We start from the raw sequence: 14,699 nt of genomic DNA, 5'->3' as shown, positions 1-14,699 counted from the left end.
CACGGGACGGTTCTTAAAGGACGTCGGATTTGCGCGGTCAACACTACCAGGGGCGTGTCGTCCGGCTTCCGACGCCCCCGCCGCCACCCCGGGTGAGGTCCCCCGGGAGGGGGCGGTACGGACCTTTCGGCTTGACGGGAAAGAGTAACGCTGCGTAACCTCACAGTGAGTTACCAGCCGCGCGGCGCAGCCGCATGTCGTCACAGCGTCCGGGAGCGTTATGTCCAGCGAATACGCAAAGCAGCTCGGGGCCAAACTCCGTGCCATCCGCACCCAGCAGGGTCTTTCCCTGCACGGGGTGGAGGAGAAGTCCCAGGGCCGCTGGAAGGCCGTGGTGGTCGGCTCGTACGAGCGTGGTGACCGCGCGGTGACCGTGCAGCGTCTCGCCGAGCTGGCCGACTTCTACGGGGTGCCGGTGCAGGAGCTCCTGCCGGGCACGACCCCGGGCGGGGCCGCCGAGCCGCCGCCGAAGCTCGTCCTCGACCTGGAGCGGCTCGCGCACGTCCCCCAGGAGAAGGCCGGCCCGCTCCAGCGCTACGCGGCGACGATCCAGTCGCAGCGCGGTGACTACAACGGCAAGGTGCTGTCGATCCGCCAGGACGACCTGCGCACGCTTGCCGTCATCTACGACCAGTCCCCCTCGGTCCTGACCGAGCAGCTCATCAGCTGGGGCGTCCTCGACGCGGACGCGCGCCGCGCGGTCGCCCACGAGGAGAACTGAACCTTCCGCTGGCCTCCGAGGTAACAGCAGAAACGTACCGCCGGGCCCGTGGACGTCATCAGACGTCCACGGGCCCGGCGCTTTTCGTCTCCTGTGCGCCCTGTGCGCCCTGTGGGGCGCGCTCTGCCCCTCGGGGCGGGTGGGGCATCCCGAGGGGGCCGGACACAGCGAAGGGGCCCGCAGCGCGAGCTGCGGGCCCCTTCGGCGTACCGGTGGACGTACCGGAGTCCTGGAGGACTCAGACGTCCGCGTCCCGGCGCAGACGCGGCTTCAGGTCCTTGAAGCGCGCCAGCAGGCCGTTGACGAAGTTGGGGGACTCGTCGGTCGAGAACTCCTTGGCGAGCTGAACCGCCTCGTCGATCGCGACCGCGTCCGGAGTGCCGTCCTCCCAGATCAGCTCGTACGCACCGAGGCGCACGATGTTCCGGTCGGCGACCGGCATCCGGTCGAGGTCCCAGTCCACCGCGTAGGTCGCGATGAGCTCGTCGATCCGAGCCACGTGGGACGCGTAGCCCTCGACCAGCTGCATGGTGAAGTCGTTCACCGGCGGCTGGCGGTCGTCCGACCGCGCGTGCCGGACCTGGTCCGCGAGAACCTCCTGGACGGAGGTGCCACGCTGGTCCGCCTCGAAGAGGATCTGGAAGGCACGCTTGCGGGCCTTGCTCCGAGCGGCCACGGTTACTTGTTCACCCGGCCGAGGTAGCTGCTGTCACGCGTGTCGACCTTGACCTTCTCACCGGTGGTGACGAAGAGCGGGACCTGGATCTCGTGACCGGTCTCCAGCGTGGCGGGCTTGGTGCCGCCGGTGGAGCGGTCGCCCTGGACGCCCGGGTCGGTGTGCTTGATCGTCAGCTCGACGGCGGCCGGAAGCTCGACGTAGAGCACCTCGCCCTCGTGCTGGGCGACCGAGGCGGTGAAGCCCTCGATGAGGAAGTTGGCGGCGTCGCCGACGGACTTGCGGTCGACCATGAGCTGGTCGTAGGTCTGCTCGTCCATGAAGACGAAGTAGTCGCCGTCCATGTAGGAGAACTGCATGTCGCGGCGGTCGATGGTGGCCGTCTCGACCTTGACACCGGCGTTGAACGTCTTGTCGACGACCTTGCCGGACAGCACGTTCTTGAGCTTGGTGCGCACGAAGGCCGGGCCCTTGCCGGGCTTGACGTGCTGGAACTCGACGACGGACCAGAGCTGGCCCCCGTCGAGCTTGAGCACCATGCCGTTCTTGAGGTCGTTCGTGGAAGCCACGGTTGCGGAATCTCCTGGACTGCGTGGGACCGAGGAGCGGTACGCGCCCTTACAGCGCGAGCAGCTCCTTGGTCGTGATGGTGAGTAGCTCGGGTCCGCCGTCCGCCTCCTGGCGCACGACGAGCGTGTCATCGATCCGGACCCCGCCCCGGCCCGGGAGGTGGACCCCCGGTTCGACGGTGACCGGCACACAAGCGTCCAGTTTACCCATGGCGGAGGGTGAGAGCTGCGGGTCCTCGTCGATTTCGAGCCCCACCCCGTGCCCGGTGAGCGGCACGGCGGCCTCCGCGTGGCCTCCGGAGTCCAGGATCTGGCGCGCCGCCCGGTCCACGTCGCGGTACTCGGCTCCCGGCGTGAGGGACTCCCGTCCCGCCCGCTGAGCGGCGAAGACGAGCTCGTACAGCTCGATCTGCCAGTCGGCGGGCGCCGTGCCGATGACGAAGGTGCGCCCGATCTCGCACCGGTAGCCGCGGTAGTCGGCGCCGAGGCAGACGGACAGGAAATCGCCCTCCTCGACCCGGCGGTCGGTGGGACGGTGCCGCCGGCGCCCGGAGTGCGGGCCGGTCGCCACCGAGGTCGGGAAGGCGGCCCCGTCGGCGCCGTGGTCGACGAGCCGCCGCTCCAGCTCCAGGGCGAGGTGCCGCTCGGTCCGCCCCACCAGGATCGACTCCAGGAGCTCTCCGAGGGCCTGGTCGGCGATCTCGGCGGCGATCCGCAGACAGGCGATCTCGTCCTCGTCCTTGACGATCCTGAGCTGTTCCACGGCGCACGACAGGTCCGCGAGGCGGATTCCCGGCGCGACGGAGCCCATGGCACGGTGCCGGGCCACCGTCAGGTCGTGTTCCTCGACGGCGAGCGCGTCGGCACCCGCGCGGCGGGCGAGGTCGACGGCCGCGACCGCCGGATCGCCCCCGCCCGCGGGCAGGACCTGCTGCCGGAGCATTTCGTCGAGCCGTCCGTCGGCCGGCTCGCCGCCGGGTGCGACGGGGCAGAGCAGGACGTCCGCCGCCGGCTCGGGGCCGACGAGGAGGACCGCACCCGCGGGCGAGCCGCCCGCGAGGTAGCGGACGTTGGCAGGGCGGGAGACCAGGGCCGCCGGGCTGCCCGCGGCCGCGCACCGATCGCGCAGCCGTACACGGCGTTCCGCATACACCTCTGACATGCTCCGAGCCTACGAGCAGCCCGGCGAGCCGTCCTGTTCTGCACGGCCGACCGTGCGGGACCGTGCGGGCACCCGGTTGTCGGGGTCCGGCCCGGGCGGTCCGTGTCGGGGCGGACGGCTGCCGGGGGTGGTCCTTGCCTGGGTGGTCGGCTGCCGGGGCGGTCCCTACTGGGCACGCGGGCCCGGCTCGCAGTCCGGCGCCGGCCCGCCGGGGCAGCGCGGGCCGTGACGGCGGAGCAGCCCTGGCCGGAAGCCGCCGGGCCCCGGGTCCCGGGCCGGAGCCGGTGCCACGCCGGGACCGTCCCGGGCCTGGGCGGTCCCGGGACGGGTCACCAGGCGGGTGGGCTCGCTATCGCGCGGGCGAGGACGTCGTCGAGGACGCGTGCGGTGGTCTCGACGTCGTACGTGGAGTTGTCGATGATCGGCAGGCCGGAGCCGTACCAGCCGGCCATCCGGCCGTGGATGGCGGCGACCTCCTCGTCCGAGAGCCGCCGGTTGCCGCTGCGCTCGGCGTTGCGCTCCAGGACGATCTCCAGGCCCGGCAGGAGCACGACGGGCAGCAGGCCGGGGCCGACGTGCCGCTTCCAGCCGCCGAGCCCGACGACGGGCCGGTCGGGGAAGACCGCGTCGTCGACGATGCAGGAGATGCCGTTGGCGAGGAAGTTGCGGGCGGCGAAGCCGCAGGTGCGGCGGGCGAGCCGGTACTGCGCCTCGGAGTTCTCGTTCCAGCCGGACTGCGGGTCGGCGAAGCCGGAGCAGACCCATTCGCGCACGTCGTCGAGGCTGATGTGCGCGGTGGGCACGCGGCGGCGCTGCGCCCAGTGGCGGGCGACGGTCGTCTTGCCGGCGCCGGCGGGGCCGATGAGCAGGACGGCGAGCGTCGCCGCGCCCGTCCCCCCGCCGTGCTCCACGGGCGGCGCGACGGGCGCGCCCACGGGTGGCAGCGGTACGTGTCCGGTGAGGTCGGCGCGGAGCGGCGCCCTGGCCGAGTGGTTCGGGACCGTCGGATGCTGCGGGGAGGCCGGGTGCTGCGGTACGGCTCCGGGGGCGCCCCAGCCCGGTCCGCCGGCGCCCGGCCCGGCCGGCGCGGGGTGGGGAGGCGGTGCGGGGTGCTGCGGCCGCGGGGCGCCCGCCTGGAGGGCCGGGTGCACGCCGAGTCGGGACCCGGCGGGCGGCGCGGGGTACGGGCCGCCCTGCGGGGGCGTGGCCGGGAGCGGCGGGTGCGCGCCGCCCCCTTGGCCGGGGGCGGGCCCCACGGCCTGCGGGGCGACCGGCGCCGGGGCCTGTCCGGGAGCCGGGGGCGCAGCGGGCGCCTGGCCGGGAGCCGCGGGGGCTCCGGGAACGCCCGGGGCCACCGGTGCCCGGCCGGAGACCGGGGCCGTGCCGGGCCCCTGCGCGGCGCCTGCCACGGGTCCGGTGCCGGGCGCCTGGCCCGGCGACTGCTCGGGCGGTGGCAGCGGGCCCCCCACTGCATGCTGCATCCGGTGCCACTCCGTCTCGTACGACTGACTGATGTATCAGGGACGCCGGAACGTTACCGCCCCTGCCCCCCACAGGGGGAACGGCGGGGGCGGGCCGGTAGTGCCCGGCCCGCCCCCGCCACGCTCGCCGTCGGCCGGCCGACTCTCCCGCCCCTACCGAGCGGCCGGCCGGCCGGTCAGTCGGTCAGTTCCTCGGCCAGCGCCCGGAGGGCCAGCCGGTACGAGCCGATCCCGAAGCCGGCCACCGTCCCGGTCGCCACCGCGGCGACGACCGAGGTGTGCCGGAACTCCTCCCGGGTGTACGGGTTCGAGATGTGCACCTCGATCAGCGGGGCGGTGCGCTGCGCGGCCGCGTCCCGCATCCCGTACGAGTAGTGCGTGAACGCCCCCGGGTTCAGCACCACCGGGACCGAACCGTCCGCCGCCTCGTGGAGCCAGCGGATCATCTCGCCCTCGTCGTTGGTCTCCCGGACCTCGACGTCGAAGCCGAGCTCCGCGCCGAGGGCCCGGCAGGACTCCACGAGCCCCTTGTAGGAGGTGGCGCCGTAGATGTCGGGCTCGCGGGAACCGAGCCGCCCGAGGTTCGGGCCGTTCAGCACCAGGACGGGTCGGGGGTCGGTCACACCGCCACCTCGCCGTACGCCGCGAACAGCACGGCCGGGTCGGGACCTTCCAGGACGGCCGGCTTGCCGAGCCCGTCGAGGACGATGAAGCGCAGCAGGTCGCCGCGGGACTTCTTGTCCACCTTCATCGTCTCCAGGAGCTTGGGCCACTGGTCGCCGCGGTACGTGAGCGGCAGGCCGACGGACTCCAGGACCGCGCGGTGCCGGTCGGCGGTGGCGTCGTCGAGCCGCCCGGCGAGCCGACCGAGCTCGGCGGCGAACACCATGCCGACGGAGACGGCGGCGCCGTGGCGCCACTTGTACCGCTCGTTCTTCTCGATGGCGTGGGCCAGCGTGTGGCCGTAGTTGAGGATCTCGCGGCGGCCGGACTCCTTGAGGTCGCCGGAGACGACCTCCGCCTTGACCCGGATCGACCGGACGATCAGCTCGGCGGTGTGCGGACCGGCGGGCGTACGGGCGGCCTGCGGGTCCTCCTCGACCAGGTCGAGGATCACCGGGTCGGCGATGAAGCCGGCCTTGATGATCTCGGCGAGGCCGCTGACGTAGTCGTGCACCGGCAGCGAGTCGAGCGCGGCGAGGTCGCAGATGACGCCCGCGGGCGGGTGGAAGGCGCCGACGAGGTTCTTGCCCTCGGCGGTGTTGATGCCCGTCTTGCCGCCGACGGCCGCGTCGACCATGGCGAGGACCGTGGTCGGCACGGCGATCCAGCGGACGCCGCGCAGCCAGGTCGCGGCCACGAAGCCCGCGAGGTCGGTGGTCGCGCCGCCGCCGACACCGACGATGACGTCGGTCCGGGTGAAGCCGGTCTGACCCAGCGCCTTCCAGCAGTAGGCGGCGACCTCGGCGGTCTTCGCCTCCTCGGCGTTCGGCACCTGGATGGCGACCGCCTCGTAGCCCTGGTCGGCGAGGTCCGCGCGGAGCGCCTCGCCGGTGTCGGCGAGCGCCTCCGGGTGGATCACGGCGACGCGCTTGGCCCGGGAGCCGATCAGGGCCGGGAGCTCGCCGAGCAGCTGCCGGCCGACGAGCACCTCGTACGGCTCCGTGCCCGCGCTGCCCGCGACCTGGATACGGGTCGTTTCCTGGTCCGTCGTCATGCGTCCTTCTTCAGATCCAGTGCCGAGAGGACCGCGTCCGCGACCTCTTCGGGGGTGCGGTCGTCGGTGGTGACGACCACTCGTGCGACTTCGGTGTAGAGGTGGCGGCGCGCGTCCATCAGCTCGCGCCACTGGCGGCGCGGGTTGACGGCGAGCAGCGGTCGCGCGGTGTTGAGGCCGACGCGGCGGACCGCCTCCTCGACGTCCATCGAGAGGTACGCGACGGGCAGCCCGCCGAGCAGGCCGCGGGTGCCCTCGTCGAGGATCGCGCCGCCGCCGAGGGCGAGGACGCCCTCGTGCTCGGCGACGGCCGTGGCGACCGCGGCCCGCTCCAGGGCACGGAAGTGCTCCTCGCCGTCCTCGACGAAGATGTCGGAGATCTCCCGGCCCTCGGCGGCGACGATGTCGGCATCGGTGTCCCGGTAGGGCGCGCCGAGCCGTTCGGCCAGGAGCGCGCCCACCGTGGACTTGCCGGAGCCCATGGGCCCGACGAGGACGACCAGCGGTCCGGCGGTCACCGGATCTGCAGGTTGTCGAGGTACGACCGGACGTTGCGGCGGGTCTCCGGGACGCTGTCGCCGCCGAACTTCTCGACGACGGCGTCCGCGAGGACGAGCGCGACCATGGCCTCGGCGACGATGCCGGCGGCGGGGACGGCGCACACGTCGGAGCGCTGGTGGTGGGCGGCCGCGGCCTCGCCGGTGGCGACGTCGATGGTGGCGAGGGCGCGCGGGACGGTCGCGATCGGCTTCATCGCGGCGCGGACGCGCAGCAGCTCGCCGGTGGTCAGACCGCCCTCGGTGCCGCCGGCGCGGCCGGAGGTGCGCTGGATGCCGTCCTCGGTGCGGACGATCTCGTCGTGGGCCTTCGAGCCGGGCACGCGGGCGAGGTCGAAGCCGTCGCCGACCTCGACGCCCTTGATGGCCTGGATGCCCATGAGGGCGGCGGCGAGCCGGGCGTCGAGGCGCCGGTCCCAGTGGACGTGCGAGCCGAGGCCGACGGGCACGCCGTACGCGAGGACCTCGACGACGCCGCCGAGGGTGTCGCCGTCCTTGTGGGCCTGGTCGATCTCGGCGACCATCGCCTTCGACGCGTCGGCGTCGAGGCAGCGGACCGGGTCGGCGTCGAGGCGATCGACGTCGGAGGGCTTCGGGTAGAGGCCGTACGGCGCCTTGGCGGCGGCCAGTTCGACGACGTGCGACACGATCTCGATGCCCGCGGCCTCCTTGAGGAAGGAGCGGGCGACGGCGCCGAGGGCGACGCGGGCCGCGGTCTCCCGGGCGCTGGCGCGCTCCAGGATCGGGCGGGCCTCGTCGAAGCCGTACTTCTGCATGCCGGCGAGGTCGGCGTGGCCGGGCCGGGGCCGGGTCAGGGGCGCGTTGCGGCCCGTCTCCTTGAGCTCCGCCGGGTCGACCGGGTCGGCCGACATGACCTTCTCCCACTTCGGCCACTCGGTGTTGCCGACCATGACGGCGATCGGGGAGCCGAGGGAGAGTCCGTGACGGACGCCGCCGAGGAAGGTGACCTCGTCCTGCTCGAACTTCATCCGGGCGCCGCGCCCATAGCCGAGTCGACGCCGCGCGAGGTGGTCCGCCACCAGCTCGGTGGTGACGGGGACGCCGGCGGGAAGACCCTCCAGCGTCGCGACCAGCGCGGGTCCGTGGGATTCCCCAGCGGTCAGCCAACGCAACCTGCTCAACGATGCTCCTCATGCTCGCGCCTGGGCACTGCGACGGCGCGGCCGGGTGCGCGGCCCTGGCCCGCCACCCCTGATCCTCCCACGTCCGGGCCGGTCGCCCAGCCCCCGGTCCAGCTATCGGACGCTTGTCTCACCGTCGTGGACGGTCTCCGGGGCCTCCGCGGCGGTCCCGCCGTCCTCCGGAGCGGTCTCCTCCGCCCCGGGGGCTGCGGCGGAACGGTTCCGCAGCCAGGAGACGAAGCCGTACAGCAGCGTCGCGCCGAACAGCGCGAGCACGGTGTACCGCGCCCACGCGGGCAGGCTGCTGAAGAACCCCACCCAGAGAAAACGCACCACGTCCAAGCCGACGTCCCACTTGGACGCCAGTACCAGTTCCTCGCCCATGTCCCCCGTACCCCTCGTGCGCCGATCGGTCCGGCGCACGCAGGCGAGCCTACCGGGCGGCCAGGGCCCGCTCCCCCGCCGCCCGCATCGCCGCGAGCGGGGCGGGCGTGCGGCCCGTCATCTGCTCGACCTGGAGGACGGCCTGGTGGACGAGGAGGTCGAGCCCGCCGACGACCTTGCCGCCACGCTCGGCCCAGGCGGCCGCGAGCGCGGTGGGCCAGGGGTCGTACAGGACGTCGAAGAGCGTGCCGACCGCGTCGGGGACGGCGGTGGCGAGGGCGTTCGTGGTGCCGGCCGGGGTGGTCGCGACGACCAGCGGGGCGGCGAGGGCCTCGGCCGCTCGCTCCCAGTCGGCGGTACGGACGTCCACCCCGAGGCGCTCGCCCCAGCCGCGCATCTCCTCCGCGCGCGCCTCGCTGCGGACGTAGGCGGTGACGGGGCCCGCGCAGACGCGGGCGAGTGCCGCGAGCGCCGAGGAGGCGGTGGCGCCGGCGCCGAGGATCGCGGCCGACTCCACCTTCTCGACGCCCCGCTCGCGCAGGGCGGCGATCATGCCGGGGATGTCGGTGTTGTCACCGACGCGGCGGCCGTCCTCCCGGACGACGACCGTGTTGACGGCCTCCACGGCGGCGGCCGTGTCGCTGACCTCGTCGAGCAGCGGGATGATCGCCCGCTTGAGCGGCATGGTCAGCGAGAGGCCCGCCCAGCTGTCGTCCAGCTCGGCGACGAAGCCGGGCAGCCCGGCCTCGTCGACCTCGAAGCGGTCGTAGGACCAGTCGTCGAGGCCCAGCTCGGCATAGGCCGCCCGGTGCAGGACCGGGGAGAGCGAGTGGGCGATCGGCGAACCGAGGACGGCCGCGCGGTGCTGCTTGCTCACTGGCCCTGTTCCCGTTCCTTCTCGTACTCCGCGACGTTCTTGTTGTGCTCCTTGAGCGTCACGGAGAAGACGGTCTTGTTCTCGTTGATCGACACGAAGTAGTACCACGGGCCGTCGGCGGGGTTCATCGCCGAGTTCAGCGCCTCGATGCCGGGGTTGCTGATGGGGCCGGGGACGAGACCCTTCACGTCGAGCGCGTACGTGTTGTACGGGTCCTTGATCTTGCGCATCTCCTCGACCGTGCCGACGTCGAGGGTGCTCGTGCCACGGAAGTAGTTCACAGTCGAGTCGAACTCCAGCCGGCCCACGGTCTCGACGTTGTTCGGCTTGAGCCGGTTGTAGACGACCCGGGCGACCTTGTCGAAGTCGTGCTTGTACTTGCCCTCGACCTGCACGAGGCTCGCGACCGTCAGCAGCTCCCAGGGCCCTTCGAGGCCGTGTGCCTCGGCCTTCGCGTCCAGGTCGAGCTTGAGGTACTCCGCGTTCGCGCGGGAGACCATCTTGCGGAGGACGTCCTCGGGCTTCGTGCCCTTGGCGACCGGGTAGCTCGCCGGGAAGAGGAATCCTTCCAGCGGGTCCTTGACGTCGGGGTGGTTCTCGGCCCAGTCGGGCAGCCCCAGGGAGTCCGCCTTCGCGCGGGCGATGCCCTTGGTGGTGCCGGGCTTGAGGTCGAGGCGCTTGTCGAGCTGGTCGTAGACCCAGGTGTTGCGCTTGCCCTCGGGGATGACGAGGTTGGCCTGGCTCACCGGGTCGAGCATGAGGGAGACCGCGCTCTCGGCGGACATCTCCTTCTTCAGCGTGTAGACGCCCGCCTGGATGGAGAGCCCCTTGGGGTTCTTCCCCTGCGCGGAGACGAAGGCGTCGACGCTCTTGACGACGCCCGCCTTCTTGAGGATGTTGCCGATCTGGTAGCCGCCCGAGTCCTTCGGGATCTCGACCTGGACCTCACCGCTGCCGGCGCCCGTGAAGTCGGGCGCCGCGGCGAACTGACCCTGCCAGAACTGGTACCCGAAGTAGCCGACGCCGCCGACGCCGCCGATCAGCACGGCCGCGACCACGAGGCAGGCCATGCCGTTCTTGCCCTTGCGTTTCTTCGCCTTGCTCCGGCGTTCGCGGTCGCCGCCGCGGGAGCCGCGTCCGGGCGCGGGCTCGTCCTCGTACTCGTCGTAGTCGTCCTGCTCGTCGCGCCGGCCGCGTCCGTCGCGGTCGTCGTCCGAGTCGTCGGCGCCCGTGAAGAAGGGGTGCTGCTCCTCCTCCGGCTCCGGGCGCGCCTCTTCCTCCGGCGCCCAGTCGATCACGGGCTCCGGCGGGTTCTGCCGGTGACCGGGCGGCTGGGGCGGCGGGTACGCCTGGGGGGTGCCGTAGAGGTCGGGGTTCTGGCCGCCGTACGGATCGGCCGGGGGGCCGCCGTACGCCATCGCGGCCTGGCCCGACTCCCAGCCGCCGTCGTACTGCTGTCCGGGGTACCCGGGCGTGTCGTAACCGCCCGGGTACCCCGTCCCGTACTGCTGCTGGTGCTGCTGGTGTTGTTGCTGCTGGTACTGCTGCTGCGCCTGCATCTGCTGCTGGTACTGCGGATCCACATAACCCTGATGCTGCTGCGGGTCCTGGTACTGCTGCTCCTGATACTGCGGCTGCTGGTACTGCTGCTGATGCTGCTGGTACGCGGGGTCCTCGTACCCCTGGCCGCCGCCCTGGCCGTACTGGCTCGCCTGCTGCGGGTGCTGGTACTGCTGACCTTCCCACCCCTGGTCCCCGTACAACGGGTCCGTGGGGTGCCACGGTTCGGAGGCGGGGCTCCGGCCATACTCAGTCATCGATCCCCAAACAGCCGCGAGGCTTCCGGACGATCCGCCTCTACGTAGTGCAGCAGTTGTTCGAACACCGCCGCATCGCGCGGAACGTTACCGTATCGCGATCAGATGACCACTTCGACGCCCTCGCCGGGCGGATTACCTGATACCCGTTCGGACTCAAGAGCGTTCTGCAGGATGATCACAGCGGCGGCCTGGTCGATCACGGACCGCCCCTTCTTGGCCTTGACCCCGGAGGCACGCAGCCCCTGGGTCGCGGTGACCGTGGTCATCCGCTCGTCGACGAGACGGACCGGGACGGGCGCGATGCCCTTGGCCATCTCACGGGCGAAGGCCCTGACCTTGGTCGCGGCCGGACCCTCCCGCCCGCTGAGCGAGCGGGGCAGGCCCACGACGACCTCGACGGGCTCGTACTCCTCGACGATCTGGCGGAGCCGCCGGTGGGCGGCCGGGACGTCACGTCCCGGCACGGTCTCCACCGGCGTGGCGAGGACCCCGTCGGGGTCGCACGAGGCGACCCCGATCCGGGCGTCCCCGACATCGACCGCGATACGGCGGCCGCGACGCATCGTCACGCCGTCTCCACCACGAGACGCTCGACGGCGGCGATGGCCTCGCCGACGGCCTGCGGGTTCGTGCCGCCGCCCTGGGCGACGTCCGGCTTGCCGCCGCCACCGCCACCGAGGGTCTTGGCGGCCGTGCGGACCAGCTCGCCGGCCTTGAGACCGCGCTCACGGGCGGCCTCGTTGGTGGCGATGACCGTGAGCGGCTTGCCGTTGGCCGTGGTGAACAGGGCGACGACGGCCGGACGGTCGGACGGGAAGCGGCCACGGATGTCGAGGACCAGCTTGCGCAGGTCGTCGGCGCCGGTGCCGTCCTGGACCTGGCCGGTGACGAGGGCGAGGCCGCGGATGTCCTGGGCGGAGTCGACGAGACCGGCGGCGGCCTGGAGGACCTTCTCCGCGCGGAACTTCTCGATCTCCTTCTCGGCGTCCTTCAGCTTGCCGAGCATGGCGGAGATCTTCTCCGGCAGCTCCTCCGGACGGCCCTTGACCAGCTCCTGGAGCTGGGCGACGACCGTGTGCTCGCGGGCGAGGAAGTTGTACGCGTCGACACCCACGAGGGCCTCGATGCGGCGCACGCCGGAGCCGATGGAGGACTCGCCGAGCAGCTTCACCAGGCCCAGCTGGGCGGTGTTGCCGACGTGCGTACCGCCGCACAGCTCCTTGGAGAAGTCGCCGATGGTGACGACGCGGACCTGCTCGCCGTACTTCTCGCCGAACTCGGCGATGGCGCCCTGGCGCTTGGCCTCGTTGATCGGCATGACCTCGGCGTGGACCTCCAGCTCGCGCGAGAGGACCTCGTTGATCTTCTGCTCGACGTCGGTGAGGACCGTGCCGGGGACGGCGTTCGGCGAGCCGAAGTCGAAGCGGAAGCGGCCGGGCTGGTTCTCGGAACCGGCCTGGGCGGCCGTCGGGCCGAGGGCGTCGCGCAGCGCCTGGTGGGTCAGGTGGGTGGCCGAGTGGGCGCGGGCGATGGCCCGGCGGCGGCGCACGTCGATGGTGGCGTAGGCGGTGGCGCCCACGGTCACCTCGCCGACCTGCACCGAACCCTTGTGCACGGAGACACCGGGGACGGGCTGCTGGACGTCGCGCACCTCGATGACCGCGCCGCTGTGCAGCTTGATCCGGCCCTGGTCGGCGATCTGGCCGCCGCCCTCGGCGTAGAACGGGGTGCGGTCGAGGACGACCTCGACCTCGTCGCCCTCGGAGGCGGCCGGCGAGGAGACGCCGTTGACGAGGAGACCGACGACCGTGGTCTCGCCCTCCAGGTTGGTGTAGCCGGTGAACTCGGTGGCGCCGTTGCCGTCGGCGATCTCCCGGTACGCCGTCATGTCGGCGTGGCCGGTCTTCTTGGCCTTGGCGTCGGCCTTGGCGCGGTCCCGCTGCTCCTTCATCAGGCGGCGGAAGCCGTCCTCGTCCACGGAGAGGCCCTGCTCGGAGGCCATCTCCAGGGTGAGGTCGATCGGGAAGCCCCAGGTGTCGTGGAGCAGGAACGCCTTGTCGCCGGAGAGGACCGTGCCGCCGGCGGCCTTGGTCTCGGTCACGGCGGTGTCGAGGATGTTCGTGCCGCCCTTGAGGGCCTTCAGGAAGGCGGCCTCTTCGGCGAGGGCGACGGTCTCGATGCGCTTGCGGTCGGTGCCCAGCTCCGGGTACTGCTCGCCCATCGTGTTGATCACGGTGTCGACGAGGTCCTGGACGACCGGGCCGGTGGCGCCGAGCAGGCGCATGTTGCGGACGGCGCGGCGCATGATGCGGCGCAGCACGTAGCCGCGGCCCTCGTTGCCGGGGGTGACGCCGTCACCGATGAGCATGACGGACGTCCGCATGTGGTCGGCGACCACGCGCAGCGAGACGTCGCTGTCCTGGGCCTTGCCGTAGGAGACGCCGGTGAGCTCGGTGGCCTTGTCGATGACGACCTGGAGGGTGTCCGTCTCGTACATGTTCTGGACGCCCTGGAGGATCATCGCCAGGCGCTCGAGGCCGAGACCCGTGTCGATGTTCTTCGACGGCAGCTCTCCGAGGATCGGGAAGTTCTCCTTGTCGGAGCCCTCGCCGCGCTCGTACTGCATGAAGACCAGGTTCCAGATCTCCACGTACCGCTCGTCGTTGACGGCCGGGCCGCCCTCGACGCCGAACTCGGGGCCGCGGTCGTAGTTGATCTCGGAGCACGGGCCGCAGGGGCCGGGGACGCCCATCGACCAGTAGTTGTCCTTCTTGCCGAGGCGCTGGATGCGCTCGGCGGGGACGCCGACGACGTCGCGCCAGATCTGCTCGGCCTCGTCGTCCTCCTGGTAGACGGTGATCCAGAGCTTCTCCGGCTCCAGCCCGTAGCCGCCGTGCTCCACCGAGGTGGTCAGCAGCTCCCAGGCGAGCTTGATGGCGCCTTCCTTGAAGTAGTCGCCGAAGGAGAAGTTGCCGCACATCTGGAAGAACGTGCCGTGGCGGGTGGTCTTGCCGACCTCCTCGATGTCGGGCGTCCGCACGCACTTCTGCACGCTGGAGGCGCGTGTGAAGGGCGGCTTGACCTCACCCAGGAAGTAGGGCTTGAAGGGCACCATGCCGGCCGGGACGAGCAGCAGAGTCGGGTCGTCCGCGATGAGCGACGCCGAAGGGACGACGGTGTGCCCGCGCTCCTCGAAGAAGCTCAGCCAGCGGCGGCGGATTTCAGCCGACTCCATCAGTGGTCCTCATTCCGGTTGTACGAGATCGTGGGAAGTGAATACGTCGTGGTGGGGCGCGCGGGGCGGTCCAGTGCGGCGCTGCGGCGCGGTGACGGGAGCTCGTGGCCGTGCTCGCCGTCGGCCGGCGGTGCGTTCAGGCCGAGTGCCTCGTCCAGTTCGGCCTCCCGCTGAAGCATGCCCGCCCTCACGTCGAGGGCGAAGTCCTTGAGCCGGTGACCTGCCTCGACGGCCTTGTCCGCCGCCTGGGCGGCGAGGCTCTCGGGGGTCAGCTGCTTCAGCTTCCGGTTGACCTTGGCGGTGGCCCACACGCCGGCGGCTGCGCCGGCCGTGAACCAGAACGTGCGGCGGAACATGG

At 72.1% G+C, this 14,699-nt stretch carries 15 protein-coding genes; 1 reads left to right on the top strand and 14 read right to left on the bottom strand.

Going from position 1 to position 14,699, the window contains the following annotated elements:
• Window positions 1-220 precede the first annotated feature (220 nt).
• Complete coding sequence (bldD, locus tag ACF08F_RS20930; protein ID WP_015032294.1) at window positions 221-721, top strand: transcriptional regulator BldD; 501 nt, start codon at window positions 221-223, stop codon at window positions 719-721.
• A 238-nt stretch (window positions 722-959) separates the two neighbouring features.
• Here bldD and nusB read toward each other — a convergent pair whose 3' ends face one another.
• The 14 genes from nusB to ACF08F_RS20860 all read right to left on the bottom strand — a co-directional run bounded on the left by nusB (window position 960) and on the right by ACF08F_RS20860 (window position 14,697).
• Window positions 960-1,397: a transcription antitermination factor NusB gene (gene nusB, locus ACF08F_RS20925; protein WP_392300015.1), complete on the bottom strand. Its 438-nt coding sequence runs from the start codon at window positions 1,395-1,397 to the stop codon at window positions 960-962.
• Between the two features lie 2 nt (window positions 1,398-1,399).
• Window positions 1,400-1,966: an elongation factor P gene (gene efp, locus ACF08F_RS20920; protein WP_392300014.1), complete on the bottom strand. Its 567-nt coding sequence runs from the start codon at window positions 1,964-1,966 to the stop codon at window positions 1,400-1,402.
• Window positions 1,967-2,015: 49 nt separating this feature from the next.
• Window positions 2,016-3,128 carry an aminopeptidase P family protein gene (locus tag ACF08F_RS20915; RefSeq protein WP_392300013.1) on the bottom strand — a complete coding sequence of 371 codons (1,113 nt, stop codon included), beginning with the start codon at window positions 3,126-3,128 and terminating at the stop codon, window positions 2,016-2,018.
• 329 nt (window positions 3,129-3,457) lie between these two features.
• Entirely contained in the window at window positions 3,458-4,279 is an 822-nt protein-coding gene (locus ACF08F_RS20910; protein ID WP_392300127.1) for an AAA family ATPase, read from the bottom strand.
• Between the two features lie 506 nt (window positions 4,280-4,785).
• Complete coding sequence (gene aroQ / locus ACF08F_RS20905; RefSeq protein WP_141303250.1) at window positions 4,786-5,232, bottom strand: type II 3-dehydroquinate dehydratase; 447 nt, start codon at window positions 5,230-5,232, stop codon at window positions 4,786-4,788.
• A complete protein-coding gene (gene aroB, locus ACF08F_RS20900; protein ID WP_392300012.1) occupies window positions 5,229-6,326 on the bottom strand; it encodes a 3-dehydroquinate synthase in 1,098 nt (365 codons plus the stop codon). The genes aroQ and aroB overlap by 4 nt, the downstream gene beginning before the upstream one ends.
• Window positions 6,323-6,844 (bottom strand): shikimate kinase, encoded by a 522-nt coding sequence (locus ACF08F_RS20895; protein ID WP_392300011.1) that lies wholly within the window; start codon window positions 6,842-6,844, stop codon window positions 6,323-6,325. Before ACF08F_RS20895 ends, aroB begins: the two co-directional genes overlap by 4 nt.
• Window positions 6,841-8,016 (bottom strand): chorismate synthase, encoded by a 1,176-nt coding sequence (aroC, locus tag ACF08F_RS20890; protein WP_392300126.1) that lies wholly within the window; start codon window positions 8,014-8,016, stop codon window positions 6,841-6,843. The genes ACF08F_RS20895 and aroC overlap by 4 nt, the downstream gene beginning before the upstream one ends.
• Before the next feature lie 123 nt (window positions 8,017-8,139).
• Window positions 8,140-8,409 carry a hypothetical protein gene (locus tag ACF08F_RS20885; protein ID WP_392300010.1) on the bottom strand — a complete coding sequence of 90 codons (270 nt, stop codon included), beginning with the start codon at window positions 8,407-8,409 and terminating at the stop codon, window positions 8,140-8,142.
• A 49-nt stretch (window positions 8,410-8,458) separates the two neighbouring features.
• Window positions 8,459-9,286: a shikimate dehydrogenase gene (locus tag ACF08F_RS20880; protein WP_392300009.1), complete on the bottom strand. Its 828-nt coding sequence runs from the start codon at window positions 9,284-9,286 to the stop codon at window positions 8,459-8,461.
• Window positions 9,283-11,103: an endolytic transglycosylase MltG gene (gene mltG / locus ACF08F_RS20875; protein WP_392300008.1), complete on the bottom strand. Its 1,821-nt coding sequence runs from the start codon at window positions 11,101-11,103 to the stop codon at window positions 9,283-9,285. The genes ACF08F_RS20880 and mltG overlap by 4 nt, the downstream gene beginning before the upstream one ends.
• 101 nt (window positions 11,104-11,204) lie before the next feature.
• A complete protein-coding gene (ruvX, locus tag ACF08F_RS20870; RefSeq protein ID WP_392300125.1) occupies window positions 11,205-11,669 on the bottom strand; it encodes a Holliday junction resolvase RuvX in 465 nt (154 codons plus the stop codon).
• Window positions 11,670-11,671: 2 nt separating this feature from the next.
• Window positions 11,672-14,341: an alanine--tRNA ligase gene (gene alaS / locus ACF08F_RS20865; protein WP_392300007.1), complete on the bottom strand. Its 2,670-nt coding sequence runs from the start codon at window positions 14,339-14,341 to the stop codon at window positions 11,672-11,674.
• Window positions 14,341-14,697: a DUF6167 family protein gene (locus ACF08F_RS20860; RefSeq protein ID WP_392300006.1), complete on the bottom strand. Its 357-nt coding sequence runs from the start codon at window positions 14,695-14,697 to the stop codon at window positions 14,341-14,343. The genes alaS and ACF08F_RS20860 overlap by 1 nt, the downstream gene beginning before the upstream one ends.
• Between the last annotated feature and the right edge of the window lie 2 nt (window positions 14,698-14,699).

The organism is Streptomyces sp. NPDC015130, from assembly GCF_043080005.1.
Taxonomy (GTDB): Bacteria; Actinomycetota; Actinomycetes; order Streptomycetales; family Streptomycetaceae; genus Streptomyces.
The sequence above is the reverse complement of the archived record's forward strand: the minus strand, read 5'-3'. Positions and strand labels throughout refer to the sequence as shown.

Bases quoted from the DNA above. Each gene is read 5' to 3' on its own strand.
- bldD (WP_015032294.1), top strand. From the start codon at position 221: ATGTCCAGCGAATACGCAAAGCAGCTCGGGGCCAAACTCCGTGCCATC.
- ACF08F_RS20915 (WP_392300013.1), bottom strand. From the start codon at position 3,128: ATGTCAGAGGTGTATGCGGAACGCCGTGTACGGCTGCGCGATCGGTGC.
- aroB (WP_392300012.1), bottom strand. From the start codon at position 6,326: ATGACGACGGACCAGGAAACGACCCGTATCCAGGTCGCGGGCAGCGCG.
- ACF08F_RS20885 (WP_392300010.1), bottom strand. From the start codon at position 8,409: ATGGGCGAGGAACTGGTACTGGCGTCCAAGTGGGACGTCGGCTTGGAC.
- mltG (WP_392300008.1), bottom strand. From the start codon at position 11,103: ATGACTGAGTATGGCCGGAGCCCCGCCTCCGAACCGTGGCACCCCACG.
- ruvX (WP_392300125.1), bottom strand. From the start codon at position 11,669: ATGCGTCGCGGCCGCCGTATCGCGGTCGATGTCGGGGACGCCCGGATC.
- alaS (WP_392300007.1), bottom strand. From the start codon at position 14,341: ATGGAGTCGGCTGAAATCCGCCGCCGCTGGCTGAGCTTCTTCGAGGAG.
- ACF08F_RS20860 (WP_392300006.1), bottom strand. From the start codon at position 14,697: ATGTTCCGCCGCACGTTCTGGTTCACGGCCGGCGCAGCCGCCGGCGTG.